Annotated in this window: 2 protein-coding genes; one reads left to right on the top strand and one right to left on the bottom strand. The window is 70.6% G+C overall.

The window, feature by feature from the left end:
• The coding region (locus DQW06_RS25710) for a hypothetical protein (protein WP_232833156.1) at positions 1-333 on the bottom strand (333 nt) is incomplete at its 3' end.
• A 317-nt stretch (positions 334-650) separates the two neighbouring features.
• On the opposite strand from DQW06_RS25710, the gene DQW06_RS25700 reads away from it, so the two are divergent.
• The coding region (locus DQW06_RS25700; RefSeq protein ID WP_117199458.1) for a choice-of-anchor A family protein at positions 651-1,929 on the top strand (1,279 nt) is incomplete at its 3' end.

Here is a 1,929-nt window from a genome sequence, read left to right as displayed (position 1 = left end):
CGGAGCTGGTGCTGCTGTTGAAACCCCGGCCGTGGTGTCCGCCCGTCCCCGGGAGACACACGGCCGGGGTTTCAACAGCAGCACCAGCTCCGTGTGCCGTCGCCGCGCCTGAGTCGGAACCGCCTCCACCGGCCTGCCCGGCTGTGTCCTCTCGATCTCCGCCGCCAGCTCCTGGGCGGTGTCACCGCTCAGCATCACCATGCGGCCGGTGTGCGCCGCCCAGTACTGGCCGGTCGCGTTGCCGTGCCACACCGTCCACCCCCGCTTGCGGTAGGTGGCGCGTAGGCGCCCCACCTCCTGGGGGACGGAGGCCTCCACGGTCTCCAGGGTCATGACCGCGCCCATCCTGCACCGCCTTCCAGAACCCGTAGTGCCTTCCGCAGCTCCCCGGCGCCCGCGCACACGACCAGTCCGGGCACGTTCCATCGCAGTTCGAAGAACATCCCAGGTCCGCGCGGGGATTGGAAGCTCCCCCACCGAGAGGCGGAAGCGTTCGCCAGAAGCGGGCCGTGCCCGCTCCCGGAGCGGCTGCCGGGGGTGACGCACCGGAGGGGGCGGCCCCTACCCGCCGATGGGGAACCGTTGACGTTTTCCCCTCGGTCCCGCCGTGCCTTCCCACTTACGGACCACGGCATAGTCACAATGTGTGCATGATTGATAACGCAAAGCTTACGCGCCGGTCGGTCCCGAGGAGGACCGGCCGGACCTTCCTGGTCACAGCCGCCACCCTGGCCCTGGCGGCGGGCACCCTGTCGACCGCCCCGGGGTTCCGGGGCTGGTGGGCCCCGGCCCCCGCCTCCGCTGCCGTCACGGTCAACCCCGTCGCCCCCGCACTCGGGTTCAACGCCATCTCCGAGGGCGACACCTACCTGGCCGGGACCGAGTCCGAGGGTCCGATCGCGGTCGGCGGTGACCTGTCCTTCGGCCGCGACTACCGGGTGCGGATCCACAACGACGGCACCTTCACCGACACGGGGGAGAGCAACCCCGTGGCGCTGCTGGTCCAGGGCGAGGTGGACTTCGAGGACAGCGATCCGCAGGGTGTGCTCAGCATCCCCACGGGCGCCTACGTCAAGATCGGCGACCTCGACGACGCCGACGTCTACACCACCGACCTCAACAACGCCTCGGCCAACACCCGGATCGTCCCCCAGGGCGCCGGTTACGAGGGCTATCCGCGGGTCCAGCTCAGCACCATGCAGCCCGCCGACTCCGTGGGACCGGCGCCGGACCTGATCGACTTCGAGGAGGCCTTCTCCGCCTTCCGCTCCTACTCGTCCGGGTTCGCGCTCTGCTCCACCACGGCCACGCTGACCACCCCCAACGGCGACCCGATCGACCCGGACGCCATCCCCGAGGGCGCGGACCTGCACGTCAGCCTCACCCCCGGAGAGCAGAACGTCCTCAACCTCACCGCCGAGGAACTGAACTCGCTCTCCCAGCTGACCTTCGACGACCCGCCGAGCCAGGACACCCCGCTGATCATCAACGTCGACACCTCGGGCGTCGGCGGCGACTTCACGTGGGAGGGCCCCACCGGCGCCGGGTTGAGCTCCTCCACGGCCCCCTACACCCTGTGGAACTTCTCCGACGCCCGGACGGTCACCATCCCCGTGGGCACCGACAGCATCGAGGGCACCGTCTACGCCCCGAACGCCGCGGTCAACCACTACTCCTCGGCCAACATCGAGGGAACGGTGGTCGCCCGCGAGTTCACCCAGGACGTGGGCGGCCCGCGTGAGAGCCAGCGTGACACACGCGTCGTCCGGCCCTTCGAACTGCACTACCACCCGTTCGACGCCGAGCTGACCACGTGTGACGCCGGTCCGTCGCCGGACCCGGACGAGCCCACGGACCCGGACGAGCCCACGGACCCGGATGAGCCCACGGATCCGGACGAGCCCACCGACCCCGACGAGCCCACCGACC

The sequence above is a fragment of the Nocardiopsis sp. TNDT3 genome (assembly GCF_003427465.1).
In the GTDB taxonomy this organism is placed as follows: Bacteria; Actinomycetota; Actinomycetes; order Streptosporangiales; family Streptosporangiaceae; genus Nocardiopsis; species Nocardiopsis dassonvillei.
This window is presented reverse-complemented; position numbering and strand designations above follow the sequence as displayed.